Annotated in this window: 25 protein-coding genes and 1 pseudogene; 18 read left to right on the forward strand and 8 right to left on the reverse strand. The window is 67.3% G+C overall.

Annotation, left to right across the window (positions count from 1 at the left end; all coding sequences use genetic code 11):
- Positions 1-71 precede the first annotated feature (71 nt).
- The 7 genes and pseudogenes from AS181_RS18675 (at position 72) to AS181_RS18705 (ending at position 4,875) form a co-directional block, all read left to right on the forward strand.
- Positions 72-825 (forward strand): annotated as a pseudogene (locus tag AS181_RS18675) (DUF72 domain-containing protein).
- A gap of 80 nt (positions 826-905) precedes the next feature.
- Positions 906-1,160: a DUF2510 domain-containing protein gene (locus AS181_RS18680; protein ID WP_058253034.1), complete on the forward strand. Its 255-nt coding sequence runs from the start codon at positions 906-908 to the stop codon at positions 1,158-1,160.
- A 57-nt stretch (positions 1,161-1,217) separates the two neighbouring features.
- On the forward strand, positions 1,218-1,712 hold the full coding sequence (locus AS181_RS18685; protein WP_058253035.1) for an RrF2 family transcriptional regulator: 495 nt from the start codon (positions 1,218-1,220) through the stop codon (positions 1,710-1,712).
- A gap of 140 nt (positions 1,713-1,852) precedes the next feature.
- Entirely contained in the window at positions 1,853-3,034 is a 1,182-nt protein-coding gene (locus AS181_RS18690) for a globin domain-containing protein (RefSeq protein WP_058253036.1), read from the forward strand.
- The gene (locus AS181_RS18695) at positions 3,031-3,465 is read left to right on the forward strand and encodes a hypothetical protein (RefSeq protein WP_058253037.1); all 435 of its coding nucleotides are present in this window, start codon (positions 3,031-3,033) and stop codon (positions 3,463-3,465) included. Before AS181_RS18690 ends, AS181_RS18695 begins: the two co-directional genes overlap by 4 nt.
- 301 nt (positions 3,466-3,766) lie before the next feature.
- A complete protein-coding gene (locus tag AS181_RS18700; protein ID WP_058253038.1) occupies positions 3,767-4,021 on the forward strand; it encodes a hypothetical protein in 255 nt (84 codons plus the stop codon).
- Between the two features lie 128 nt (positions 4,022-4,149).
- Positions 4,150-4,875: a FadR/GntR family transcriptional regulator gene (locus tag AS181_RS18705; RefSeq protein WP_058253039.1), complete on the forward strand. Its 726-nt coding sequence runs from the start codon at positions 4,150-4,152 to the stop codon at positions 4,873-4,875.
- Between the two features lie 21 nt (positions 4,876-4,896).
- Here AS181_RS18705 and AS181_RS18710 read toward each other — a convergent pair whose 3' ends face one another.
- The 3 genes from AS181_RS18710 to AS181_RS18720 all read right to left on the reverse strand — a co-directional run bounded on the left by AS181_RS18710 (position 4,897) and on the right by AS181_RS18720 (position 10,098).
- Entirely contained in the window at positions 4,897-6,129 is a 1,233-nt protein-coding gene (locus AS181_RS18710) for an amidase (RefSeq protein WP_231742563.1), read from the reverse strand.
- A gap of 68 nt (positions 6,130-6,197) precedes the next feature.
- Positions 6,198-8,018, reverse strand: coding sequence for a hydantoinase B/oxoprolinase family protein (locus AS181_RS18715; RefSeq protein ID WP_082652975.1), 1,821 nt, complete (start codon positions 8,016-8,018; stop codon positions 6,198-6,200).
- 1 nt (position 8,019) lies between these two features.
- Positions 8,020-10,098 carry a hydantoinase/oxoprolinase family protein gene (locus AS181_RS18720; RefSeq protein WP_058253040.1) on the reverse strand — a complete coding sequence of 693 codons (2,079 nt, stop codon included), beginning with the start codon at positions 10,096-10,098 and terminating at the stop codon, positions 8,020-8,022.
- 258 nt (positions 10,099-10,356) lie between these two features.
- Here AS181_RS18720 and AS181_RS18725 point away from each other — a divergent pair, with 258 nt between their 5' ends.
- The 8 genes from AS181_RS18725 (at position 10,357) to AS181_RS18760 (ending at position 19,001) form a co-directional block, all read left to right on the forward strand.
- On the forward strand, positions 10,357-10,914 hold the full coding sequence (locus AS181_RS18725) for a MaoC family dehydratase (RefSeq protein WP_058253041.1): 558 nt from the start codon (positions 10,357-10,359) through the stop codon (positions 10,912-10,914).
- Positions 10,911-12,125: a CaiB/BaiF CoA transferase family protein gene (locus AS181_RS18730; RefSeq protein WP_058253042.1), complete on the forward strand. Its 1,215-nt coding sequence runs from the start codon at positions 10,911-10,913 to the stop codon at positions 12,123-12,125. Before AS181_RS18725 ends, AS181_RS18730 begins: the two co-directional genes overlap by 4 nt.
- Positions 12,122-13,504 (forward strand): MmgE/PrpD family protein, encoded by a 1,383-nt coding sequence (locus AS181_RS18735; protein WP_058253043.1) that lies wholly within the window; start codon positions 12,122-12,124, stop codon positions 13,502-13,504. Before AS181_RS18730 ends, AS181_RS18735 begins: the two co-directional genes overlap by 4 nt.
- 48 nt (positions 13,505-13,552) lie before the next feature.
- Positions 13,553-14,716 (forward strand): acyl-CoA dehydrogenase family protein, encoded by a 1,164-nt coding sequence (locus AS181_RS18740; protein ID WP_058253044.1) that lies wholly within the window; start codon positions 13,553-13,555, stop codon positions 14,714-14,716.
- Positions 14,713-15,552 carry an HpcH/HpaI aldolase/citrate lyase family protein gene (locus AS181_RS18745; protein WP_058253045.1) on the forward strand — a complete coding sequence of 280 codons (840 nt, stop codon included), beginning with the start codon at positions 14,713-14,715 and terminating at the stop codon, positions 15,550-15,552. The genes AS181_RS18740 and AS181_RS18745 overlap by 4 nt, the downstream gene beginning before the upstream one ends.
- 326 nt (positions 15,553-15,878) lie before the next feature.
- On the forward strand, positions 15,879-16,277 hold the full coding sequence (locus tag AS181_RS18750) for a hypothetical protein (protein ID WP_139114218.1): 399 nt from the start codon (positions 15,879-15,881) through the stop codon (positions 16,275-16,277).
- A 202-nt stretch (positions 16,278-16,479) separates the two neighbouring features.
- Positions 16,480-18,048 carry a hypothetical protein gene (locus AS181_RS18755; protein WP_058253047.1) on the forward strand — a complete coding sequence of 523 codons (1,569 nt, stop codon included), beginning with the start codon at positions 16,480-16,482 and terminating at the stop codon, positions 18,046-18,048.
- Positions 18,045-19,001, forward strand: coding sequence for an alpha/beta hydrolase family protein (locus tag AS181_RS18760; protein ID WP_396266597.1), 957 nt, complete (start codon positions 18,045-18,047; stop codon positions 18,999-19,001). Before AS181_RS18755 ends, AS181_RS18760 begins: the two co-directional genes overlap by 4 nt.
- A 43-nt stretch (positions 19,002-19,044) precedes the next feature.
- Here AS181_RS18760 and AS181_RS18765 read toward each other — a convergent pair whose 3' ends face one another.
- Both AS181_RS18765 and AS181_RS18770 read right to left on the reverse strand, forming a co-directional pair.
- Entirely contained in the window at positions 19,045-20,088 is a 1,044-nt protein-coding gene (locus AS181_RS18765; RefSeq protein WP_058253048.1) for a 2Fe-2S iron-sulfur cluster-binding protein, read from the reverse strand.
- Positions 20,089-20,090: 2 nt separating this feature from the next.
- The gene (locus tag AS181_RS18770) at positions 20,091-21,302 is read right to left on the reverse strand and encodes a cytochrome P450 (protein ID WP_058253063.1); all 1,212 of its coding nucleotides are present in this window, start codon (positions 21,300-21,302) and stop codon (positions 20,091-20,093) included.
- 238 nt (positions 21,303-21,540) lie between these two features.
- On the opposite strand from AS181_RS18770, the gene AS181_RS18775 reads away from it, so the two are divergent.
- From AS181_RS18775 to AS181_RS18785, 3 genes are all read left to right on the forward strand, one after another.
- Complete coding sequence (locus AS181_RS18775) at positions 21,541-22,473, forward strand: AraC family transcriptional regulator (RefSeq protein WP_058253049.1); 933 nt, start codon at positions 21,541-21,543, stop codon at positions 22,471-22,473.
- A 120-nt stretch (positions 22,474-22,593) separates the two neighbouring features.
- Positions 22,594-23,307, forward strand: a complete 714-nt coding sequence (locus AS181_RS18780) for a TNT domain-containing protein (RefSeq protein ID WP_058253050.1) — start codon at positions 22,594-22,596, stop codon at positions 23,305-23,307.
- Positions 23,304-23,753, forward strand: a complete 450-nt coding sequence (locus AS181_RS18785; RefSeq protein ID WP_058253051.1) for an Imm63 family immunity protein — start codon at positions 23,304-23,306, stop codon at positions 23,751-23,753. The genes AS181_RS18780 and AS181_RS18785 overlap by 4 nt, the downstream gene beginning before the upstream one ends.
- Before the next feature lie 181 nt (positions 23,754-23,934).
- Here the strand turns inward: AS181_RS18785 and AS181_RS18790 are convergent, their stop codons facing one another.
- From AS181_RS18790 to AS181_RS18800, 3 genes are all read right to left on the reverse strand, one after another.
- Positions 23,935-24,480 (reverse strand): RES domain-containing protein, encoded by a 546-nt coding sequence (locus tag AS181_RS18790; RefSeq protein WP_223258854.1) that lies wholly within the window; start codon positions 24,478-24,480, stop codon positions 23,935-23,937.
- A 171-nt stretch (positions 24,481-24,651) separates the two neighbouring features.
- Entirely contained in the window at positions 24,652-24,990 is a 339-nt protein-coding gene (locus AS181_RS18795) for a hypothetical protein (protein WP_033204248.1), read from the reverse strand.
- 23 nt (positions 24,991-25,013) lie between these two features.
- Positions 25,014-25,395, reverse strand: a 382-nt coding sequence (locus AS181_RS18800) for a transposase (protein WP_175404356.1), incomplete at its 5' end; no start/stop codon positions are given.

Genomic DNA, 25,395 nt, shown 5'->3' on the forward strand with positions numbered 1-25,395 from the left:
ACACCCACGCGCATACCGGGTACTCGTCGTGGACGGGATTCGTAGCCCCGTCCCGAACGGATAGTTGCGCGATGCTGTTCATCGGCACCTCCGGCTGGCAGTACCGGGACTGGCGCGGTGCCTTCTATCCCGAGAAGCTCCCGCAACGGTTGTGGTTGGACTACTACGCGCAGCGGTTCCCGACCGCCGAGGTCAACAACACCTTCTACCGGTTGCCCGAGCGGAAGGCGTTCGAGCGCTGGGCCGAGACGGTCCCCGCCGACTTCCGGATGGCCGCGAAGATGAGTCGCTATCTGGGGCACATCAAACGGCTCAACGAGCCGGCCGAACCGGTCCAGCGGTTCCTCGATCGGTCGGCCGGGCTCGACGGCCGGCTGGGACCGGTGCTCCTCGGAGTTGCCGCCCACTCTCCGCGCCATCCCCGACGCCCTCGACGAGACGCTCGCGAGGTTTCCGACGTCGGTGCAGGTCGCCGTCGAACCCCGGCGCGAGTCCTGGTGGTGCGACGAGACAAGGACGGTCCTCGAGCGGCACAACGCGGCGCTGTGCTGGGCCGACCGGAAGAACCGAATCCTCAACCCTCTTTGGCGCACAGCCGATTTCGGATACCTGCGCCTTCACGACGGGACGTCTCGACGACCGATGAGCTATGGAACCCGGGCGATCGACAGTTGGTTACGCCGTCTGTCGGAGTCCTTCGACGATTCGTGTGACGTCTACGTCTACTTCAACAACGACCCGGGATGCGCCGCGATCGACAACGCCGCCATCATGATCCGCCGCGCGCGACGCATGGGCACGACGGTGAAGACCGTCGGAGACTGACCCCATTGGCGGTCCGTCATTCGACGGAATCGGAGCGTCGGCCCGGTGGCGCCGCCCGCCGGTCTCGGTACGGTACGTGCATGTCGATCATCCTGATGCTCGCCGTCCTGCTCGTGCTGCTGGCGGTTCTCGGTGCCGGGATCGTCGGCATCGTCGTACTGGTGTCCCGTAAGTCGAAGAACTCGGCTGTCGACGCCGGACGGAATGGGATGGGTGGCTGGTACCCGGACCCGCAGTATCCGGACGTGGACCGGTACCACGACGGCCACGCCTGGACCGCTCACACGCGGCCCGCATCGGCGCAGACTAGTAGCCGGCCGGCTCACCTCGCGTGACCGGCGTCACCTCATTTAATTGGCATCTAAGGTGCCAATTTGTGTTCTACTTACGACATGCAACTGACGCGCTTCACCGACATCGGCCTCCGGGTCGTGATGCGGCTGGCCGTCTCGGGTCAACATGACTCTGTTGCAACAGCTCTCACCACCAAGGATCTCGCCCGCGAACTCGCGGTCCCATACACACACGTCGCCAAGGTCGTCGGAAGGCTGTCGGAACTCGGCGTCGTACACGCTCGGCGCGGTCGAACCGGCGGGCTGACGATCACCGAACTCGGCCGCGATGCCCGCGTCGGGTGGCTCGCCCGTTCGCTCGAAGGTGACGGCGAGGTCGTGGAATGCGAAGGCGCACAGCCCTGCCCGTTGCGCCACGCCTGCCGGCTCCGGGGGTCCCTCGCCCGAGCGGTCGCCGCATTCTATGAGAGTCTCGACTCCGAGACGGTCGCCGATCTCGCCCGCGAGCCGACGACCGCGGTGTTGCTGTCGCTGTCGTCCCGGCCGCCGCGGGACGGACCGGTATCCGAAGCTGCCGCACCCACAGCGACCTGACGCTGTAACCGCCTGCTGCGGTGGTGGTTTCGACAAGCTCAACCAGCGGGGGCGGCGCTCAACCAGCGGGGGCGGCGCTCGACCCGTCACACATTCTTCCTGCGCACCAACCCGATGAGCAGATGAACAAAGGAGTTCTCATGCTGTCTGACACCCAACGCGCGACGATCGCCGCCACGCTTCCCGCCGTCGAAGGGTCGCTTGCGGAGATCACCCCGCGCTTCTATCGCGGACTGTTCGCCGCGCATCCCGATCTGCTCGACAATCTCTTCAACCGCACGCACCAGAAGTCGGGTGATCAGCCGCAGGCCCTTGCCGGTTCGATAGCCGCGTTCGCTCGTCTCCAGCTCGAGCCCGACGTCCGTCGCCAGCGTTTCATCCTCGACCGCATCGCACACAAGCATGCCTCACTCGGGGTCACAGCCGATCAGTATGCCGTTGTGCACGAGCATCTTTTCGCTGCGATCGTCGAAGTGCTCGGCGCTGCGGTCACTCCCGACGTCGCGGATGCCTGGGATCAGCTGTACTGGGACATGGCCGACCTGCTCATCGCATCGGAAGCCGAACTGTATGCCGCCGCCGACGTCGGTCCCGGGCAGGTCTGGCGTGAGGTCCGGGTCACCGACCGCGTGCAGGTCTCTCCCGACACGATCGCGCTGACCGTCGATGCAGTCGACGGTGATCTGCCGAGATTCCGACCTGGACAATACATATCCCTGCAGGTCCCCCTGGCCGACGGCGCCCGGCAGATCCGCCAGTACAGCCTCACGGGCTCGCCGGCGGAGTCGCGATGGCGGTTCAGTGTCAAACTCGCCGGCGAGGTGTCGGCGCATTTGCACGAGCACGTCTTCGAAGGTGACCTCCTCGATGTCAGCACGCCCTTCGGTGACCTGGTGCTGCCCGACGACGACGCTCCGCTCCTGCTCGCTTCGGCCGGGATCGGCTGCACACCTGTGATCGGGCTGCTCACCGCCCTGTCGGAGAAGCGCGACACCCGGCCGGTGACCGTCCTCCACGCCGACCGTTCGCGGGATCGTCAGCCGCACCGCGGCATGCTGGCTGCGCTGGTCGACTCGCTCCCGTCGGGCCGGCTGATCCAGTGGTACGAGAGCGCCTCGCCGCACGTCGTCTCGGACGCGATCCGCATCGGACAGATGACCCTCGACAACCTCGACGTCGAGAGGGATGCTCACATCATGCTCTGCGGTCCCACCGGATTCCTGTCGTCGATGCGTGAGGCCTTCGTCGGTCGCGACGTCGACGAGAGCCGGATTCACTACGAGACATTCGGACCGGAACTGCTCCGGACCGGCGCCCGATGAGCACCGCGGGCTCGGTGGTGACCGCGCTGACCTTCTTGTGGCTCGGAATGGTGTTCGCCATCTCGTTCATCGAGGCGCCGCTCAAGTTCCGTGCCCCCGGGGTGACTCTGCCCATCGGTCTCGGCATCGGCCGGTTGGTGTTCCGGGCGCTGAATGCGGCTGAGATCGTCTGGGCGGTCGGCATTCTGATCGCGGTTGTGTGGGGCTCGTGGTCCGGCGCTGCCGTGCCGATCACCGCCGGTGTGGCGATTGCCGCGCTCGCCGTTCAGTTGGTGGCCGTCCGACCGGCACTGACCAAGCGGTCCGACGCAGTGCTCGCCGGACACGACGGACCTCGAAGTCACGCCCACCTCGTCTACGTCGGCTTCGAGGTCCTGAAGGTCGTCGCGCTCGTCTGGCTTGGTACCGCCGTGCTGATCGGTGCTGGCTGATCCCTCCCCAATCCGGAAGAACGACATGACCATTGATCCCTGAGGTGCGAGGAGCGCAAGCGACCCACCCCCTGCTCCCTGAGGTGCGAGGAGCGCAAGCGACCCACCCCCTGCTCCCTGAGGTGCGAGGAGCGATAGCGACGAGCCACGAAGGGCCTGGTGAGACGCCTTGCGAGACCCTTCGTGGCTCGCTTCGCTCGCACCTCAGGGAGCAGACGTTGGCTCGCTTCGCTCGCACCTCAGAATTGTCGTACCCACGGCATAGCGTGTGCACGACTGACACCGGGACGAGGGGACTTCGATGCCGAGCAGGATCGCTGCATTTCAGAACCACGACGCTGCGACGCTCGCCGGTTATCTCGAAGTGTGTGAGGACCAGTGGGAGAACTGGCAGAGCCGAGCAAACGGCGCCCGGTTGGTAGCAGCCGATTCGCGGACCATCCGGTTCTACGACGACGAGGCCGCGTACTGGAGCCACTTCGCGGAGATGCTCCGTTCCGCGATTGCCGAGGTGGAGGCGTCGACTCGACGAGCAGGGCGCCGACGACCGGCGTGACGTACCGGAGCTGACCACGCCGGGGTCCACCCCCGCCAGGCCGCATCCGAAAACCCTTGGCGCAGCGTCGTCTCCGCCTCGCCGATCTGGTAAGTTGGATCACACCCCATCCACGATCGGAAGATGTTGTGACGGAAGCGAATAAGTCGGCCCGGCGACCGGCGTACCAGGTCGTGGCCGACGCGCTTCGCGTACGTATCCTGGCGGGTGAACTGACCCCCGGTACCCGGCTGCCACCCGACACAGAGTTGCGGGCCGAGTTCGGCGTGGGACAGAGCACCGTCCGCGAGGCCATCCGCTCGCTCGCCAGCGAGAACCTGGTCCACACCACGCGCGGGGTCACCGGTGGAACGTTTGTCGCCACCCCCGACATCAGTCAACTGAGCGCTCACCTCGAAGCCGGGGTCACGCTGCTCGCGGCGGCCGAGGGCGTGACTGTCGACCAACTGATGGAGGTCCGGCAGCTCACCGAGGTCCCGGCCGCCGGCGTGGCCGCGTACCGCCACACCGACGCACACCTGGAAGAGTTGCGCGCCACCATCTTCGACGCCTCGGGCGAGATCGGTCCGGAGGTGTATGCGAACAACCAGGAGTTCCACCGCGTGCTGCTCCGGGCCGCGGACAATCCGCTTCTCGACCTGATCACCGTGCCGGTCTTCCGCGTCATCGGCAGTCGATTCAGCCGCGACGCCGCGCCCGAGGACTTCTGGAAGTGCGTCGACGAGGACCACCGCGCCATCCTCGATGCGGTAGAGAAGCGGGACTCCATGACGGCGATGACCCTCATGCGACGCCACCTCGACCACCTGGGTGACGTCTACAAGCAGATGGACCTGCTCAGACGCCAGGGCTGAGCAGGCCCGCCCCGCCCGAGTTCAGCCCACACCGACCCGGACCGGCGGGAGCCGTCGATGCCAGTCCGTCTGCGCCTGGAACTGCTCGGCGAGAGCGAACAGCGTTCCCTCGCCACCCTTCACCGCGGTCAACTGCGCCCCGATCGGCATGCCGGACGGATGGGTACCCACCGGCAGGGCGAGCGTCGGTCCGTCGTGCAGGGACCACGGGTACGTGAGCTGTCCCATCCGACGCGCCTGCGCCACAACGGCGTCGCCGCCGCCGAGGTGTGGGACGTCGCCCGGCATCGCCGGTGTGAGCACCACATCGACCTCGTCGAACAACTCAGCAGTCCCGGCGCGGAACACATCACGCTGTTGCCGAGCAGCGACGACCTGGTCGTGGGAGATGCTGAGGCCGAGCCGAATTCGCTCACGAGTGGCCGGCTGAAAGCGTTCCGGCTCGTCCCGCAAGCGTTCGGCGTGGGTCTTCGCCAGGTCCGAGTAGATGAGGGTGTACACGACGTCCTGCGCCGATTCGCTGTGACGGACCGGTACGTCGACGACGCTGTGGCCCAGTTCGCGAAGCAGTTCCGCGGCAACTCTCACCGCGTCCCGCACCGCCGGATCCACGTCATCGGTGACGAACGGCCACGGCATCGAGATCCGCAGCGGACCGGTCCGCAGCGGAACCGGATCAGCGCCCGCGAGCACCGCGAACGTCTCCCGAACCTGAACGGCCGATCGTGCCAGTGGACCGACGGTGTCGAAATCCGCACTGACCGGGAAGATCCCGGACATGTCGAGTAGTCCGACCGACGGCCGGAGACCGGTCACGCCGCAGCACGCGGCGGGCAGGCGGATGGACCCGCCGGTGTCGGTACCGAGCGCGACGTCGACGACTCCCGCAGCCACCGCGACACCCGACCCGCCGCTCGAACCGCCCGGCACCCGCGACGGGCTCCACGGGTTCACCGCACCACCCGCCGCCGAGTTCTGACTCGTCACCCCGACAGCGAACTCGGCGAGATTCAACGTCGATGTGATCACCCCGCCCGCACGCTTCAGCGCGCCCACACAGGCGGCGTCGGACTCGGCCACCCGGTCGGCGAAATACTCCGACCCACAGGTGGACAGCACTCCGCCGACCTCGATGTTGTCCTTGACGCCGATCCGCACCCCGGACAGCGGACCCGGCGCCGCAGCCGGATCGGAACGCAACTCGTCGGGGACCCAGGAGATGACCGTGTTCAAGCGCTCGGCGACGGAAAGCACGTCGGCAGAACAGCTTTCGGACACGCCGGAAGGGCCGGCAGTGTTGCCGGCCCTTCCGATGTCACTGTTCAGGACGCCACCCGCGACGAACGCAGCTGCTCGGTGGCCGCTGCGTCGACCGTCCAGTCGTCGGTGTTCACGACGACACCGTAGTCCTGGCGTGCCTCTTCGGCGGTGAGGTACTCGTCCCACACGTCCGAGAGGACGGCGAACGGGTCGCGCAGGAACGGCTCGCCGAAGCCGCCGCCCGACGGCATCCGGATCTCGAGACGCTCGCCCTCGCGGATGACCTCCTGGGTCACCTTGGAGAACAGCACCTCTTCTTCTGGAGTGCCGGGGTTGCGGATGAACGATCCGGACGCGCCGTCGCCGCCACCGAGGGCGCCCGCCGGCGGGTCGGTGCGGTTGTCGGCTTCCGAGCCCAGGAAGGTGTCGGTCTGCATGTACCAGGTCCGCACGCTGCCGATGCCGCCGCGCCACTGACCGGGAGCAGGCGCCTCGTCGCGGAGTTCGTACCGTTCCGCGCGCATGGCGTGGTTGAGCTCGAGTTCCTCGATCGGGTTGTTGCGCGTGTTGGCCATCAGGGCGTCGACGGCGTCCATGCCGTCCTTGCCGTTGCGCGCACCGTACGAGCCCTCGTTGATCTCGATGTACACCCAGTACGATTCGCCGTCCTCGGCGAGTCCCGAGTAGGCGATGGCGCACAGAGCCGCCGACGACCCGGCGATCGCACGCTCGGGCAGCACCGGCGCGAGCGCCAGGTTGATCGAGTCGAAGATGCGGTTGACCTGGGAGAAGCGCGCGAAGCACGACGCCGGGAAGTCCGGGTTGAAGATCGTGCCCTCCGGCGCGTAGGCGCGCACCGGACGGAAGCAACCGTCGTTCTGCGGGACGAACTCCTCGGTGAGGTGCTCGTCGAGCAGGATCGTGCGGATCGCGCTGACCGCGACCGGCAGCACCGAACCCTCGAACGGCACGTTGAACGCCGTCGGCACCTGGTCGTTGGAACCGGTGAGGTCGATGAGGACGTCTTCGTCCTCGACCTGCACGCGCACCGCGACCTTCAGCGGCACACCGCGGTTCTTGCCGTCGTCGTCGAGGTAGCCGATCGGTGCTTCGTAGCTCCCGTTGGGGATCTGCCGGATCCGGCTGCGGAGCATCTCTTCCGAGTAGTCCATCCAGCGGTCGGCGGCACTCATGACGGTGTCGAGCCCGTGCTTCTCCAGCAGTTCGACGAACCGCTTCTCACCGATGCGCGAGCAGGCGATCAGCGCCTCGAGGTCACCGCGGTTCTGCTCCGGGGTGCGCACGTTGTCCAGGATGTGCTGGATCAGCATGTCGTTGCGGACGCCGCCGTCGTAGATCTTCATCGAGTCCATCAGCTTGCCCTCGGCCCAGACGTCGACGACGTCCATGCACAGACCGGGGAAGTTGCCGCCGATGTCGGAGACGTGACCGGTGCAGCCGGCGAAGCCGATGTGCTCACCCTCCCAGAAGATCGGGATGATCACGCCGTAGTCGGGGGAGTGCGCGGCACCGTGATACGGGTGGTTGTGCAGGATCACGTCGCCCGGCTTGTAGGTCCCGGCGAGCTTGCGGTTGACGCCGCGGATGTAGGCGGGAATCGAACCACAGTGCATCGGAGTCGAATCCGACTCGCACAGTTCCCGGCCGTTGACGTCGAAGATGCCGGCACCGAGATCCTCGGACTCGCGGATCAGGCTCGAGTACGCCATCCGGTACAGGACCTGGGCCATCTCCTTGGCCATCGAGTTGAGCGCACCACCGATGACGCGCAGCGTGATCGGATCGACCTCGACGGTGTTCCAGGTCCGGTTGGCCTCGGCGGCAAGCGAAACGCCGTCGGTGGGCATCAGAGCTTTCGCCATGTCAGGCGCTCCTCTCGATGATGATGTGGCCCACGGCGTCGACCGTGGCCTTCTGTCCGATGCCGACGATGGTCGTCGAGTCGAACTGCTGGACGATCGCGGGGCCGTCGAAGGTGTTGCCGGCCTTGAAGAGTGCGCGGTCGTAGATGGGGGTGTCGACCCATTCCGGGTCGGCCGAGTCGTTCTTCCAGAACAGCGCCCGGGTGGTGGCCTTGACGGCTCCCGAGGCGTCGGCGCCGCCCTTCTCGATCTCGGCGATGCGGATGTGTTCGACTGCCCCCACCCCGGTCACGCGGATGTTGACCAGCTGGACCGGCTTGTCGTCGAAGCGCTGCGAGTAGGTACGACCGTGGACCTCGTGGAAGGTGGCCGCGGTCTGCTCGACCCATTCGTCGGTGATGTCGCCGGCGGGTGCGGGGACCCGGAGCTCGTAACCCTGTCCGACATAACGACAGTCGACGCTGCGCTCGAGGGTGATCGCGTCCTCGGCGATGCCGTCGGCCCGAAGCTGGGCGACGGCCTGCTCGGACAGCCGGTCCATCTCGCGACGCAGCAGCTCCAGGTCCGGTTCGGCCGACGAGGTCCACACGGTGGTCGGGACCTCGTAGCGGACGTCGGTGGTCAGCAGGCCGACCGCCGAGGTGATCCCCGGGTGCCCGGGCACGATGACGCGCGGGATGCCCAGATGCTCGGCGATCTGCCAGGCGTAGAGCGGCCCGGCGCCACCCTCGGCGACGAGCGAGAACTCGCGGGGGTCATAGCCTTTGCGGACCGAGTGCAGCGAGATGGCCTCGGTCATCGAGTGTGCGAGGATCTGGAAGATGCCCATCGCGGCGTGTTCGAGATCGGCGCCGAGCTTGTCCGCGATGTGGGTCTTGACGGCCTCGGTGGCGAGCTCGGTCTTGACCTCCATGGTGCCGGACAGGAAGCTGTCCTCCCGGAGCCAGCCCATGACCACCATGGCGTCGGTCGAGGTGGGTTCGGTGCCGCCGCGGTTGTAGCAGGCCGGTCCGGGCATCGCGCCCGCACTGCGCGGGCCGACGCGGAACATGCCGCCCTCGTCGATGCTGGCGATCGAGCCGCCGCCGGCGCCGATGGTGTCGACCTCGGCCATCGGGACCATCGCGTGGTAGTCGCCGATGCGGGTGTCGAGCAGGTGCTTCATCCGGAGCTTGCCATCGGGCGCGACGCCGATGTCGGCGGAGGTGCCACCCACGTCGAGGGTGATGACGCTGGGATATCCCGAGGCCTTGCCGATGAAGCAGCCGCCGAGCAGACCCGCGACGACGCCACTGGTCAGCAGCGAGACGGGGACCTCGCTGGCACTGCGGGAGGTGACGAGACCGCCGGCGGAGGTCATGAGGTGGACGTCCTCACCGACCTGCGCGTCTTTGGCCTTGCCTGCCAGGTTCTCGATGTAGCGGGAGGTCTTGGGACCGACGAAGGCGTTGAGGGCCGTGGTGGAGAACCGCTCGTACTCGCGGTACTGCGAGGCGACGTCGCTCGAGAGCGAGACGAACACACCGGGGTACTCCTCGGCGATGATCTCGCGGACCCGCTGCTCGTGCGCCGGGTTGCGGTAGGCGTGCAGGAACGCGACCGCGATGGCCTCGACCCCACGCTCGCGGAGCAGGCCGACCTCGCGGCGAACGGCGTCCTCGTCGAGCGGCGTCAGCACGTTGCCGGCCGCATCCATCCGCTCCGCGACGGTCCGTCGGTTGCGGCGGGGCACCAGCTGCCACTTCTGCCACGGCAGGTCTTGGTAGTTGGAGTAGTTCAGGGGGCGCTTCTTACGCGCGATGTGCAGGATGTCCCGGAAGCCGTCGGTGGTGATCATGCCGACGTCACTGCCGTTGTGCTCCAGCACGATGTTGGTGGCCACGGTGGTGCCGTGGAAGAACATCTCGATGTCCGCGACGTCGATGCCCGCGCGTTCGGCGAGCACCCCGATCCCGTCCATCGTGCCGATCGAGGGATCGTGGTTGGTCGACGGTGTCTTGTGCACCGTGACCGTCCCGTCGTCGTCCCACAGGACCAGGTCGGTGAACGTGCCGCCCACATCCACGCCGATTCGCTTCATCGAAACTCGCTTCCTCTTTCCATGCTGTCACCCGGTGCGGGGCGGTGAGGCCGCCGACGATGACCGGAGTGATCTGAGCCATAGGTCCGCTCGGGAGCATCATGCAATACATCTGATGGTTTCGGCAACACTTACCGCGAATCTCAGTGAACAGCCAGGAATGAGCGAGCCTTGACGGCATAAAGATCAGATGTTTATGGTGGGCCGCGTCACGGCGTCAGCTCGTTTGGCACGACGCCGCACCCCTCAGGAGGACCATTGACCACCCATCCCGCCACGCTCGGACGCTTCTTCGAGGACTACGTCGTGGGCGACGTCTACCAACACCCGATGGGCCGCACCATCACCGACACCGACAACGCGTGGATCACGTGCCTGTCGATGAACACCAACCAGAACCACTTCAACGAACATCTGGCCGCGACGAATCCCATCACCGACGGCAAGGTCATCGTGAACTCGGGCCTGACCATCGCCCTGGTGCTCGGGCTCTCGGTGATCGACATGAGCCAGAACGCGGTGGCGAACCTACAGTTCACGGATGTCAAGCTGGCGCACCCGGTGTACGTCGGCGACACCATCTACGCCGAGAGCATCTGCACCGACCTGCGCCTGTCGCAGTCGCGTCCCTACGCGGGGATCGTGTCGATGGTGACCCGCGGGATCAACCAGGACGGCGAGGTCGTCATCTCCTGGAAGCGCTCGGTGATGGTCGCGACCCGCGAGAGTGGCATCGGACAGAACTACTTCCCCGAGGTCAAGGCGCCGTCGCTCACCGAACTGACCGCCGGCAGCTCGGCGGAGGCCGCCCGATGAGGCCGCTCGAGGACGTCCGGATCATCGCGATCGAGCAGTACGGCGCGGGCCCGTTCGGCAGCGTCCACCTCGCCGATCTCGGCGCCGACGTACTCAAGATCGAGGAGCCGAAGTCCGGCGGCGACGTCGGCCGGTACGTGCCGCCCTACAACTCCGGCGAGGACTCGCTGTTCTTCGAGACCTTCAACCGCAACAAGCGCAGCCTCTCTCTCGACCTCGGAACACCCGGTGGGCGGCGGGTTTTCGAGGATCTGGTGCGCACCAGCGACGCCGTGTACTCGAACCTGCGCGGCGACGTCCCGGCGAAGATGAAGATCACCTACGACGATCTCAAGCATCTGAACCCGGCGATCGTGTGCTGCAGTCTCACCGGCTTCGGCATGACGGGGCCGCGGGCGAAGCAGCCCGGATACGACTACATCCTGCAGGGCCTGGCAGGTTGGATGGACCTCACCGGCGACCCCGACGGGCCGCCCACGAAATCTGGTCTGTCCCTGGTGGATTTCTCCGGCGGGTTCGTCGCCGCGCTGAGCCTGCTGGCCGGTCTGCACGCCGCACGACGCGACGGGGTCGGCGGTGACTGCGACGTCTCGCTGTACGACACCGCGGTCTCCATGCTCACCTACCCGGCGGCCTGGCACCTCAATGCGGGTTACCGTCCCGGACGGACGAAGAACTCCGCGCATCCCTCCCTCGTCCCGTTCCAGGCGTTCGAGGCCGCCGACGGCTGGTTCGTCGTCGGCTGTGCCAAGGAGAAGTTCTGGGTGCGTCTCGCCGAGGCGATCGGCCTGGCCGAGCTGCTCGATGACCCGCGGTTCACCGACTTCGCCGCACGCGGTCAGCACAAGGACGAGCTACTCCCGTTGCTGGAGAAGCGGTTTGCCGAGGGCACCGTCGAACACTGGGTGGACGTGCTCACCACTGCGGGCGTGCCGACCGGACCGATCAACGACGTCGAGCAGGCTCTCACCGAGGAGCACACGCTCGCACGCGGACTCATCGCGACGACCGAACACGAGGTGTGGGGTGAGGTCCGCCAGGTCACGTCACCGGTGCGCTTCGGCGCCGAGCAACCCGAGTATCGTCGGGCACCACATCGTAACGAGAACTTCGACGAGGTGATGACCCTGCTGGGATACAGCGCGGACGACATCCGGGACCTCGTCGACGGCGGTGCGTTCGGTGCCGTCGCCCAACAGGCCAAGCCGTGACCGCCCGCCGGCTCGCGAGCTGGGCTGCCGGCCTGAGCGTCGACGCCATACCCGAGAACACCCGCCGCGCTGCGCTCCGGCATCTGCTCGACGGCCTCGGCAACGGCATCGGTGCCCGCCGGCGCGATCAGGGCGGTCCGGGCCTGACGGTGGCGCGCGGACTCGGCGGTCCGGCGCAGGCGCATCCGCTCGGGGACTCCGAGGCCATCTCCGCCCCGGCGGCGGCCTTCGCCAACGGTGTCCTGATGCACGCGCTCGACTTCGACGACACGCACGCCGGCGCTCTCGTGCATCCGACGACCGTTGTGGCGCCCGCGGTTCTCGCGGTCGCCGAAGAGGTCGGCGCCACCGGAGCGCAGGCGGTGACCGCACTGGTCGCCGGGCTCGAGGTCGCGTGTCGCCTGGGTGCGGCGGCTCCGCACGGGTTCCATGCCCGGGGCCTGCACGCGACCGCAGTGGTCGGACCCCTCGCCGGGGCCGTGGCCGCCGGACTCCTCTACGGTGCCGACGCCGACGTGCTCACCGATGCGATCGGTATCGCGGCGTCGTCGTCGGGCGGGTTGCTGGAGTTCCTCGACACCGGCGCCAACACCAAGACCCTGCATCCGGGCAACGCCGGGTTCAGTGGCGTCCTGGCCGCGCGGCTGGCCATGGCCGGCGCCAGCGGCCCCGAGTCGGTGCTCGAGGGCAGGCGCGGGCTCTACCGCGCGCTCGCCGACCGTGACATCGATCCGGATGCGATCGTCGCCGAGCTCGGAACCCGCTGGGAGAGTGCGACTATCGGCATCAAGCCATATCCGAGCTGCCAGCTCATGCACGCCACGCTCGACGCCGTCTCCGCGGCGCTCGACGCCGCAGGTGCGCAGGGACTCGATGTCACTCCGGCGCGCATCGCCGCGATCACCGCCGACGTCCATCCGGACAGCCTGGAAATCGTGTGCGGGCCGGGGACCGGCACCCGGGCGCCGCGCAGCGTCTACGACGCGAAGTTCGACCTGCCCTGGAGCGTCGCCGCGCTCGTCCATGACGGAGCGGTGACCGTGGACACCTACACCGAGAGCTCGATCGCGCGTGCCGAGGTAGCCACGACCGCCGGCCTCGTCGAGGTCGTTTCCGTACCCGATGACCGCCCGGCCGCCGATGCTGCCGGCCGGGCGGTCATCACCTTCGACGACGGCAGTCGGATCGTCGGCGAGGTGCCGTGCAGCCGCGGGACGTCGGGACAGCCCATGGACGACGCCGCGGTCGCCGAGAAGTTCCGGGGCAACACCGGTGGGGGCGACGATACGGAAGCCCTCGTGCACGCGGTGTTCGCTCTGGGCGACGCACCGTCCGTCCGGCCGATCCTGACGCTCGTGGCGACCGTCGTCGCCGGCTGAGCTCGCCCCGCCGCGCACCTTCCTCCCACTCGAATCAAGGATCACACAATGGATTTCAGCTTCAACGAAGAGCAGCGTGACTTCCGGGCGGCCCTGCGTCAGCTCGTCGACAAGGAGATCATCCCGGTCGCGAACGAATGGGAACGCACCGGCCGGTATCCCACCGAGATCGTCGACCGGTTGCGTGAGATGGGCTTGTTCGGGATCACCACACCGGAGGAGTTCGGCGGGCTCGAACTCGACATGGTGTCGTTCACCCTGGTCTACGAAGAACTCGCGCGCGGGTGGATGGGCATCGCAGGAATCCTCGGCAGCCACAACCTGGCCTGCTGGATGATCGCTCGCCACGGCACCGATGAGCAGAAGGCGCAGTGGCTGCCCCGGCTGGCGAGCGGCGAATGCCGCACCGGTATCGGCCTCACCGAACCGGGTGCCGGAACCGATCTGCAGGGCATCAAGACGACCGCCACCAAGGACGGTGACGACTACGTCGTCCGCGGCACCAAGACCTGGATCACCAATGCACGCCATGCGAACGTGCTTCCGGTACTGGTGAAGACCGATCCGTCGACCACCCCGGCGCACAAGGGGATGAGCATTCTGCTGGTGGACACGACCACGCCCGGCTTCGAGGTCCAGCGCGACCTGGGCAAGCTCGGATACAAGGGCACCGAGTCGTGCGAGATCTTCCTCGACGAGGTGCGTGTCCCACAGTCGACGTTGCTCGGCGGCGTCGAGGGCCGCGGTATGCAGCAGGCGCTGTCGGGCCTCGAGATCGGGCGTCTCAACATCGCCGGACGCAGTGTCGGCATCGCCCAGGCGTCCTACGATGCGGCGCTGAACTACTCGCGGGAGCGGACCGCGTTCGGCAAACCGATCTCGGACTTCCAGGCAATCCAGCTCAAGCTCGCCGACATCGCCACCCAGCTGCAGGCCGCCCGCCTGATGACGTACTGGGCTGCGGCCAAAGCGGATTCGGGTGCCCGTGTCGACGGCGAGGCCGGGATGGCCAAGTACTTCGCGTCGGAGACCGCGATCACCGCGAGTCTCGAGGCGATGCGCATCCACGGCGGCTACGGCTACTCGACCGAGTTCAACGTCGAGCGCTACTACCGGGACGCCCCGTTGATGTCGATCGGTGAGGGCACCAACGACATCATGCGGACGGTCATCGCCAAGGCACTGGTCAACGGCACCGTCACCGTCGGATGAGTTCCGAGCTGATCTTCCTGTACGTTCCGGGAGACCGGCCCGAGCGGTTCGACAAGGCGACCGGCTCGGGTGCCGACGCGGTCGTCCTCGACCTCGAGGACGCGGTTCCGTTGTCGGGCAAGGATACTGCGCGCATCGCGGTGGGCGAGTGGCTGGCGAGCCCGGCTCGCCCGTCCGTTCCTGCCTGGGTGCGGGTGAACCCGGGCCCTGAACTCCCCGACGACCTGACCATGGCGGTCCGGGCCGGCGCCGACGGGGTCTGGCTGCCCAAGGTCGACGACGCAGCGATTCTCGACCGTGTGGACGGTCTGCTGACGGAACTGGAGTCCGAGTTCGGCGGCCCGCGAACGCCGGTGTCGCCGCTCATCGAGACCGGTGCCGGCCTGTGCAACGCGGCGGCGATTGCAGCGGGCCCGCGGGTGGCGTTCGTCCAGATCGGCGAGGTCGACCTTGCTGCGGATCTCGGAGTCTCACCAGTGGTCGGCAACGAATTACTCTGGGCACGTTCGCAAGTGGTCGCAGCGTCGGCGGCGGCGAAGATCCGCCCGCCCCTGGCGGCGGCGTCGCCCTCGATCGGTGATGACGCCGCGTTCGAGGTCGAGACCAGGCAGCTGATCGGTCTCGGGTTCTTCGGACGGGCCTGCATCCATCCGCGTCAGATCGCGCCCGCGCGATCCGGCATGGCGCCATCCGAGTCCGAGGTGGCGACGGCCCGCGACATCCTCACCGCGTTCGACGCGGCCGGCGGTGCCGCAGCCACCGACAGCGCCGGGCGACTCATCGACGAGGCCGTCGCGCGGATCGCCCGGAGAACTCTCGCCCGGCAGCCAACGTAATATCGGTGACGCCGGGTCGGGGGACTCCGCGGTTCCCGCTCGGCGTGCCGGACCCGACACCTCACGCGACATCGAAACGGAGACAGACATGGTGGACACCATCTTGTGGCAGGCGATTCAGGACAACGAGCTGGCACTGGCGGTCCTGCAGTACGTGTTCTCGGGCGTCAAGTAGGCCACCTGCGGTCATCCGGGGCAGATTCCGGCGAACTCCGGCGGGCCCGGGGTTGACGCGCAGGGATCACCGACGAACCCCGGGTGAAGGCTCGGTGAAGTCTGCTCGAGGCGCCTCGTGATGCGCTGACCTTGATCCTAGGGTCGGCATCATGAATCGATCTGTGGTGAAGAAGATGTCGGTGGTCGCCGCGACGATGGGCGCGGCGTCGGTCCTCAGCGTGGTGGGTTCGCCGGTTGCGTCGGCGAACTCGTTCTCCACCAGCACGCATGGTGGAACAGCGAGTTACGACGACGGAGGCGACCGGTTCTGTGCGTTCGCGTGGAACACCGAGGGAGTCCGTACGGTCCGGGTCACCCTGACCGCCATCAGTCGCCCCGGCCCGAGCCACGACTTCACCGAGCGCAACACCTACGCCGGCGGCACTGCGGGCAACACGTGCCGCAGCCTCGCCACCGCGTACGAGGACACCCAGTACCGGGCCGTCATCCGCGGGTACTGGGGTGAGCCCGGGACGACCGAGACCAAGACCGTCACCTTCTACAGCTGACCCGACCCATCCGGTACCGCGCCGCCGGTCGCTCTCCCGAGCGGCCGGCGGTGTGCTGTGTCGGGAGTCGACCTTTTGTACACACATTCCCGGTGCGATTTCGGAAAGAGCTGAGCGACGATTTCGGGACGCATTACCGGAATCATTCCGCGAATTGGTCGACTCATCCGGCGACGCCGGAAATGTCCGCTAACGTTTAGCAATGCTCACTGGCGCACGCGGAAATCGATGGCAGATCCGACTCGCCGCGGCAGCACTTGTGCTGGTCGTGGCCGCAGGTCTGTCCATCGTCTCGTCCGGCCCGTCCGCGGCGGCGCCGGTGGTTAACCCTCAGGCCGGAAAGGTCGTCGCGCACGCCGATTTCCAGGTGAAGCGGGACGGTTTCTCCTTCGAGAACTGGGGACCGAATGATGCGCTGCACACCCGCGGCCTGAGCATCGAGGGCATGCGTGCCGTCTTCGGTGACGAGGTCTGCGCCCGTATAGTGCTCGGGGTGTGTTCGCCGACGACGGTGGCCGAACTCGTGCAGCAGGAATTCAACGAGTCGATGTCGGGCGGGCACTGCTTCGGAATGGCCGCACTCGCCGGACTGTATGCCACCAAGCGTCTGAACCCGTTCCCGTTGGCGATGCCGTGGCAGTCCGTCTACAGCATCCGCCCGTCGGCACCGCTCGACGAACTCATCGCCCGGATGTTCATCACCCAGGGGTTCCCGCCCACCGACCTGGCGCAGTCCGAGGTCACGGTCACCCAGGCACTGTCCCGTCTGCGGTCGGCGTGGGCACGCAACGACAACTACGTCTTGGCGATCTACACCGACGAGGAACAGAGCGCCGGACACGCCATCAACCCGATCGCGATCCGCGACCTCGGGCAGGGCAAGCGCGGCATCGTCGTGTACGACAACAACTTCCCCGGTGTCGAGAAGATGATCGTCGCCGACCCCGCCGCGAACAGCTGGTACTACTCGACCGCGACCAATCCGTCGGAGCCGACCCTGCTGTTCCAGGGCTCCCCGCTCAACAAGATGATGCTGGTCCCGTTGGCGCCGATCCTGGCACGTCATCAGGATCCGGAACTGCGCAGTGACGAGACCGTGGTCATCGTCTCGGACAACAACGGTGGCGCCCGCGGCTACGGCGACGTCGACTGGGATGTGCGGGTCACCGACCCCGCGGGCCGCGCGATCCCGGGCGTCGACAAAAAGATCCTGTTCAACAACGACAACACCGCCACCTTCACGGTGCCCGCCAACCGCACGTTCAAGATCATCGTGGACGGGGTGGAAGCGGGTCGTACCGCGGACATCGACGCCACGGTGCTCAGCGCCGGCGGTGTGGTGGCGATGGGTGATCTCGAAGTGCCCGCCGGCGCGGTCGCGGCCATCGACGCCGACCCGACCCGGCACGGCATGCGGGTGACCTCGTCGGCGCCGTCGACCGCGGAGTTCCAGGTCGCGACCGAGGATTCGCTGCGCTCGTTGTCGACCGAGACCACCCAGCTGGCAGTCGGCCCGGGTTCGGCGGTGTCGGTCGGAACCGCGAGTACCGGTGTCACCGTCCGGTCCGAGGGACGGGCGCAGCGACTGCGTCTGGAGGTCGAACGAAGTGACACCTTCACCGATCGGATCGCCGTCAGCCCGACGTCGATCTCGCTGCCCGCGGGCGCGACGGTCACGGTGCCGGTGAACCTGTGGCCCGGTTTCGGACCGGTCCCGGCGACCGTTCGTAGCGGTCCGTCGATCACCCCTGTGCCCCTGAGCATGCGGTGAGGAATACGTCGGGCGGTGGCCGCCTCGCACTGGCCGTCCTGGCCGCGACTGTGGTGGCGCTGTCCGCGTGTGCGGACGGAACGACGCCCGTCTCGACCTCGAGCAGCAGCGCCACGGCCGCCCCGGTCGAGTACCTCGACGAGGTGACGGTTCAGCGGGTGCGGTACCCGACCCCGGATGACGGTGACACAGACCAGAATTGGGCCGAGCTGTATCTACCCGCGGGTGAGCAGCGGGTCGATTCGATACCGCTCGTGGTCCTCGTCCACGGTGGTGCATGGCAAAGCGCCCTGGGCGCCGATGTCTTCGAGCCGCTCGCGCGCGACCTCGCCGGCCGCGGGATGGCCGTCTACAACATCGAATACCGCCGTGTCGGCTCGGGCGGCGGATGGCCGACGACGTTCCGCGACGTCGCGAGCGCCCTCGATCACGTCGTCGTCGTGGACCGGCAGTTCCCGCAGATCGACACCGACGACGAGCTGATCGTCGGGCACAGCGCGGGTGCACAACTCGCGGTGTGGGGCGGCACCCGGCACAAGCTGGAGGACGACGAGGTCGGTGCCCGACCATTGTTCCGCCCGACGCGCGTCGTCTCCCTCGCCGGTCCGCTCGACATGACCTACGCCGCAACGCACGGCGACGACCGCATCGTGACCGCCCTCGGCGGCACCCCGGCGCAGGTTCCGCAGCGGTACACGATGGTCGATCCCATCCAGAACATCGATCCCGACACCCCGGTGGTCGCCGTCCACGGCACCGCCGACCGAATGGTCTCCCCGGCGAACTCACAGCGGTACGCCGCCGCCGTCGTGAAGGCCGGCGGCGACGCGGAGGCCGTACTGATCCCAGGCGGCAACCACGGTTCGGTGGTCACCTCGAACGCGCCCGAGTACCCCCGTGTCCTCGACATCATCACCGGCGCGTCGGCCGCCGACGTGCAGGACGTGGCCTGAGCCGGTCCTCGGCCACTGGGACCGACGCGACTGCCGGGCCGCCTCAGAGCGTCACGAGACTCGCTGCGGGCGTGTACTTCTCCCGACTGATCCGGCGCGGGGGCATCCGTCGCCGCTTGAGTGCCCGGACCCCCGCCTCGACCATCGCGGGCGGGCCGCAGAGATACGCGGCGTAACTGCGGCAGGAGTCGAAGTCCGTCATCATCGCGTCGCCGACGTAACCGGTGCGGCCGCACCACTGTTGGCGACTGAGGCAGGGCGTGTACCGGATGTTCGGGTGGTCGGTTGCGAGTGTGCGCCAGAAGTCGACGTCGTACAGTTCGGCCTCGGTGCGGACGCCGTGGTAGACGTGGATCTCGCGATCGGGGTCGGTTTCCAGCGCGGCTCTTGCGATCGCCTTCAGCGGCGCGAGGCCCGTACCCCCGGCGAGCAGGATGAGTCCGACTCCCGGCTCGTCCTCTCGATGACAGAAGTCACCCCAGGGCCCCGTCATCGACACCGACGATCCGACGGTCAGCGAATCGAAGATCCACCCGTCGGTGGCCAGACCGTCGGGTTGCCGGCGGATGTGGAACTCGAGGGTGCGGGATTCGCTGGGCGGGTTGGCCATCGAGTACGGACGTGTCTGGTCCGTGCCCGGGATCGACAACTCGACGTACTGGCCCGCGGTGAACTCGAACGGGTCGTCGAGCGACACCGTCACGGAGACCGTGTCGTCGGCGACCGTGGTGAGGGAGCTGACGGTTCCGGCGAGATCGCGCAACGCGTGGTGGTGCGCGCCGGACTCGTCCGCGGGTGGTTCGACGACGATGTCGGTGGTGGGCGTCGACTGACACGACAGCACGTATCCCTGGTCCCGCTCGCCGTCGGACAGCACGGTGTCGGGGGTCGGCGGCGCGTCCACCATTCCGCCGGTGACGCGTACCTTGCAGGTACCGCAGGTTCCCTGGTTGCAGGAGTTGGGAATCCACACACCCTGACGTAGCAGGGCATCGAGAACCCGCTGCCCGGATCCGCAGGTCACCGAGGTCGTAGGCGTGTCGATGCGGAAGGTCGTCGGGTCGGACCGGGTCGTCGGGTCGGACATCGTCACACCTCCCAGACCGTATGCAACGACGTCGGGCCACGGAAACCCCAACCCCAGAACTCGACGTCGCTGCTGTCGTCGCGCTCGAGGTTCGGGATCGACTCGAACAGCTCCTCGAGTCCGATTCGGCACACGTGGTTGGCGAAGTAGATGCCGGCACACGCGTGGTTGCCGGCACCGAATGCCAGGTGAGGCAGGGGCGGTCGCGTGATGTCGTACTCCGACGGCGCCTCGTAGACCGAGTGGTCGTGGTTGGCCGATCCGTACGACATCAGGACCACCGAGCCCGCCGGCAGGTCGACGCCGGCGACCTCGGTGTCCGTCGTGCTGATCCGGGCGGTCGCCGACCAGATCGGCGACGTCCACCGCATGCCCTCGGAGATCGCGCGCGGGATGAGACCCGGCTCGTCGACGACTTGCTCGAACTGATCCGGGCGACTGAACAGACCGACGAGTGTCGACGCCATGGCGTGACCCGGCTCCTGCATCGCTCCGAGGAGGTAGACGTACAGCGTCGGATAGATGTAGTCGCGGTCGCGGGTCTGCCCGTCGGGCATCCCGTCGTGCAGCCAGTGCGAGATCGCGCTGTCGTCGGGATTCTCGATCCAGTTGTCGATCAGCGGATCGACGATCGACTGGATCTCCAGCTTCGCGGCGTCGGCCTCGGCGAAGCCGTCCGGGTTGGTGAACTCGCCGTTCTCGTCGACTCCCGCATTGGTGAACGACACCGACAGTTTGTGGAACCATTCACGCAACTTGTCGGAACTCACCGACTGGAGGCCGAGCAGGTCGCCGAGCGCGCGGACGCTGACGGGTTCGCAGTACTGGGCAACGAGCTCGGCGCGCCCCACATCCTCGAAGTCGCTCAGGTATCGGCGGGCGATGGGCCGGACGAGGTCGTCGATCCACCGGTCGACCTCCTGGGGCTGCAGGGCCGGGTCGACCATGGACCGCAGGTCCTCATGGATCGCCCCGTTGACCCCGATCACCGCCGGGTGTCCGAAGGTCCGCCCGCCCGCCTTGGTGATGACCGCCTCGAAGTCGGGGCTGGTGGCAATCGTCCGGCAGATGTCCGCGGTCGTGGCTACATAGGAGCCCAGGATCGGGATGTACGCGAGCGGTGCCTCGACGCGGAGACGCTCGTAGACGGGGTAGGGGTTGCGTTCGAGCTCGGTCATCGTGATGTCGTCGATCCACGACATGGTGCTGGTCATGGGTTCCTCCGCTGTGTTCGTCTCGAGGCCGGGGGTCTGCGCCGGCAGGCTGTCGGCGACCCGGTGCGAGGTGACACTAGGGACCGCCGGACCGGCGGTCGATACGGTTCGCGCGCCGGCGGCACCGATCGCGCGACGATGTGATCGCAGTCTCTGAGGAGGGTGGCGAGTGTGACCGGTCACCGGGTTGAATCGAGACGCGGGACCCTTGCGTGACCGGAGTACGAGGAAGACATCCATGCGGAGCACCACATCCACCAGTGACTGGGAGACGGCGCATCGTGCCGTCGAAGAGGTGTACTTCCCGCATGAGCTGACCGCGCTGTCGTCGCCGGATCAGCTGAATCTGAACCTGCAGACCGTCGAGCTGGGACCGGTCACGATCGGCAAGCTCAACTGGGGGACCGATGTCTCCATCTCCTGCGACTATCCGGGCGCCTACGAGATCAACATCCCGGTCCGCGGCGTCCTGGACTCGCGCGCCGGATCGGTGCAGACGACGTCCGAGGAGGGGACGGCCACGGTCTTCACCGCGGACCGCCCGTCGACGATCACCCGGTGGTCGGCGGACTGCGTCGTGGTCGGGGTGAAGTTCGACGCCGAGTACCTCGAACGTGAGGCCGACCGGGTCCGGGCGTCGGCGCTGCGTTCACAGTTGCGGCTGCCGGATCAGCTGGATCTCGCCGGACCCGACCAACAGGCATGGTTCGGGCTCGTGCGTGCATTGTCGGCTCAGGTGCGCGAACCCGCCGACCTCCTGTCGAACCCGCTGGTCGGACCGCAGCTGGCGAGCGCGATCAGCAGCGCGTTCCTCCTCGCTGTCTCTCCGGAAGAGGCGGGTACCGGTCTGCGCCCGCGGATGGTCAAGCGCGTGCTCGACGCGTTGCACGACGATCCCGGACGCGACTGGCGTCTGGCGGACATGGCCGAACTGAGCGGCTCGAGCCTCCGACGACTGCAGGAGGGCTTCGCCGAACACGTCGGTGCGAGTCCGACCCAGACGCTGCGGGACATCCGACTCGACCGGGCTCACCACGACCTCACCGAACCGGACAACACCGACACGGTGGCCGAAGTTGCTGCGCGATGGGGCTTTTCGAGCCCCAGTCGGCTGGCGGCCGCGTACAAGAAGCGCTACGGCATCCCGCCGTCGGAACACCGTCGGCGGTAGCCCTTTGGGACGTCCGGTCGAATCTGAGTCGGACCTTTGCAGTTCAGGCCCCATCGTGTCGTCGATCGGTTAGTTTCCGCACTGCGTGACCTCCGGACGTACCCATCGAAAGGCGCGGCCATGAAACGTCGCCATGCTCTGCTCGCCATCTTCTTCAGTCTTGCGCTGGCGGTGTCCGGGGGAGGGGTCGCGGCGGCCGCACCGAATCCCCTGAGATCGTTGGACTTCGGATCGCTGGGCGGGCCGGAGGCGGGTGGATGTTCCGCACAGTTGTTGTACAACGACGAACTGTTCGGTCCGAAGATTCTGGCGACCGATGCCCCGGTGGGTCCGCAGTTGAGGGGTTACGACCGGCTCGCGGGTCTGAGTCCGAGCGAGTTCCTGCAGACGTATCGGAAAGGGGACAAGTGGGACTATCCGGACCACGACGGATACACGCTGAACCCCGACGGGTCCGCCAAGAAGTCGGTGACCACCCTCAACCCGAACAAGCGGATAGATCGCTATGGTCCCGCCAATGGTCGCTTCCTGGCCCCCGCGGGCACGCACTACAAGAGGCGGGCGCTTCCGCCGGAGAACCTCGTCGACAAAGACAACCCTCAGTTCTGCAACTATCACGTGTACGTGGTCATGCGCCCGGTGAAGGTGTGGATCGGACGTATCGCCAAGGGCTTCGGTCAGCCGGGCGGCGGCATTCAATATCAGATCGACCAGCAGCTCCTCGATCCCGGGTTGATCGAGGACCATCGCGGATGTTTCAACGAGACAAGCGGTTTCGTCAACACCCAGTGGTTGCTGTGTTCGGGTGTGCTCGAGAGCGTCTTCCCCGGATGACGTCGGGCGCCGACGACCAGCTCGACCCCGAGATGCGCAGCCGGATAGCCGATCTCGCGGCGACGATGTCGGCGGAGCCGTCCGATGTGCCTCGCCTGGGTCACATCCCCGACGACGCGACGCCCTCGTGCGTGCGTGACTCGGACGGTGTGTGGCACTTGATCATCCGCGAACGCGGCACGGTGATGTTCGACCGGCAGTCCAGCGATCCAGAGGAGTTTCTGAGCTGGGTTGCGGTGGCGATCGCCGAAGCGGCGTCGTATCGGCTGCACTCGCCCGGCGCGCCCGACTATCTGCGCCGCATATGGGCAGAACAGTATCGGATGCTGACCGCGGCCGACCCGGAGTGGGCCCGTGCGTGGTTGGAGCGGACCCGGACAAGGTTGGTCGACCAGGGAGCCGACGATCGTGAACTGGCGCAACTGCCGGGCCGGCATCCCGGCTGAGACGAGGTTGGGAATCGGCGTCCACCGGTGTGGGCGGCGTAGCGGTGCAGGTTCGCTATCCCGAACTTGAAGACGATCGTAGGACCACCACGGTTGGTCGAGCTATCCTCATGCTCGTTCGACGATGCGGCACAGCCTGTTTCAGGCCGGTTATGTGGAGTCCACTCGAGTCCGAAGAGGGTCAGGGCGCGGGCCAGTTGTGGATCCGCGGCGTCAATGGGGGAGTGGTCGAGAACGCCGGAGTGGGGCTGATGTCGGGGTCGGCGGCGCGTTCATAGAGCGCCCACATGCGCAGCTGGTCGCCGTGTCGGGAGTCGAACTCGATCCCGTCGACCGCTGCATGGCCGTGGTCGGTGAGGGCGTAAATCCAGCGGGAGATGGCCTGGGTGAGCCCGCGGGGCCGGCCGTCCCGCAACGCGGCGGTGTCGAGGTCATCGAGCCCGTAGCGGATCGCGAGCGGCCGAAACACCGTCCGGAGGGTGGCGAGGCTGTCCGGGTCGGCGGGCACCGCGAACCGTCCGGTCAGGGTGCCGTGACCGATCATCCGTAGATCGCACCACGATCGCGGAACGTGGCCGGGCGGCAGCGCGGGGTAGTCCTGCTCGTCTTCCTCGTCGACGACGATGTCGTCGAGCTCGGCGATCAGTTGTGGGCTGGGTCGGGCGAAGGCGAGGACTTCGAGGTAGCAGGCCAGGGGAGTGTCGGCGCAGTACAAGGTGCGCCACACCCCCGTCGGGGTCGTCCCAGCGGCCGGCGAAGCGGTCGTCGGTGGCGTACTCCCATGGTGTCCACTCCCACGGGCTGGGCGCGTATCCGACTCGATATATGGGCGTGGCAGTCCGGATGCTGGTGGTGATCGGGCCGTGCGGGGTGCTGATCGTCGAAGGCTGTGGTTGGTTCATCCCACCGCGGCGAATTGGCGGGCGGCGGCGAGTACTTGCGGTCCGACGTCGGCGAGCTCGCCGTCGCGCAACAGCAATGCCGGCGCCCGGTCGTCGAGGACCGGGTTGAGGCCCTGGAACCAGGCTTGTGCGACGGCGGGGGTGTCGCGTTCGGTGATCAGGCGGGCGGCGCGGTAGGCGATCCGGAGCCGTTCGACGTCCTCGGGGTTGGCGATGGTGCGGGTGCCGTCAGCCCATTGCCGCACCGCCCGGGTCTCGCTCACCCGACCCAGGTAGGCGACCAGCCGCGCGCCGAGCAGATCTCGCAACGCAGCCACCAGTTCGGGCTGCGACATACGAGCCGCCTCGGCGTAGGCAGCTAGTGTTCTGAGTCATTAATTCGTGTGCAGTAGTGGGCGATGGAGTCGAGGATCTGGTCAGCGGTCTTGACCCACACGTAGGGGCGGGGGTTGTCGTTCCAGGTCTCGATCCATGCTCTGATGTCGGCGTTGAGCGCTCTCACGGTGCGGTGGGGGGAGCGTTGGAGCTTCTTGGTGGTCAGTTCGGCGAACCAGCGTTCGACGAGGTTCATCCAGGATGAGCTCGTCGGGGTGAAGTGGACAACGAATCGTGGGTGCGAGGTCAGCCATCGTTTGACCGCGGGCGTCTTGTGGGTAGAGGCGTTGTCCATGACCAGGTGGACGTCGAGCTCGTCGGGCACCTCGGCGTCGATCTTGCGGAGAAACCCGATGAATTCTGTT

Source organism: Gordonia sp. SGD-V-85 (assembly GCF_001456905.1).
Taxonomy (GTDB): domain Bacteria; phylum Actinomycetota; class Actinomycetes; order Mycobacteriales; family Mycobacteriaceae; genus Gordonia; species Gordonia hongkongensis.